This is a genomic window from Mesorhizobium sp. M2E.F.Ca.ET.209.01.1.1, assembly GCF_004010375.2.
Classification (GTDB): domain Bacteria; phylum Pseudomonadota; class Alphaproteobacteria; order Rhizobiales; family Rhizobiaceae; genus Mesorhizobium.
The window spans coordinates 1-334 of sequence record NZ_SADP02000678.1 but is presented as its reverse complement, the minus strand read 5'-3'; the positions used below and the strand labels follow the sequence as shown (position 1 = coordinate 334).

General features: G+C 57.8%; 1 protein-coding gene. It reads left to right on the top strand.

The genetic code is table 11. From position 1 onward, the window contains the following. Positions 1-3: 3 nt before the first annotated feature. Positions 4-334 (top strand): glycosyltransferase (locus tag EN852_RS37400; protein ID WP_135879806.1); only part of this gene is annotated, 331 nt, incomplete at its 3' end.

Sequence of the window (334 nt, the reverse complement as noted above, 5' to 3'; positions counted from 1 at the left end):
CGGATGTCAGTTGCCGAAGCCGTTCGGGTTGAGACTCTTGAGCGGCTCATCAACTCGATTTCGCCATCCCGTGACATTTCTGCATTTGGCCAACTCACGCGCCTTATGCGCGACTGGCGGCCTGACATCGTGCACACCCATCAAAGCAAGGCCGGCATCGTCGGCCGCCTCGCTGCAAGGGAAGCCAATATCCCCTGCATCATACATGGCGTGCACATTTTGCCCTTCGTGCATGTGGGCAATGCGCAGAGGCTGATGTACCTGGCTGCCGAACGCCTGGCCGCGAAGTGTACACAGGCTTTCATCGATGTCAGCCAGGCTATGCGTGACATTT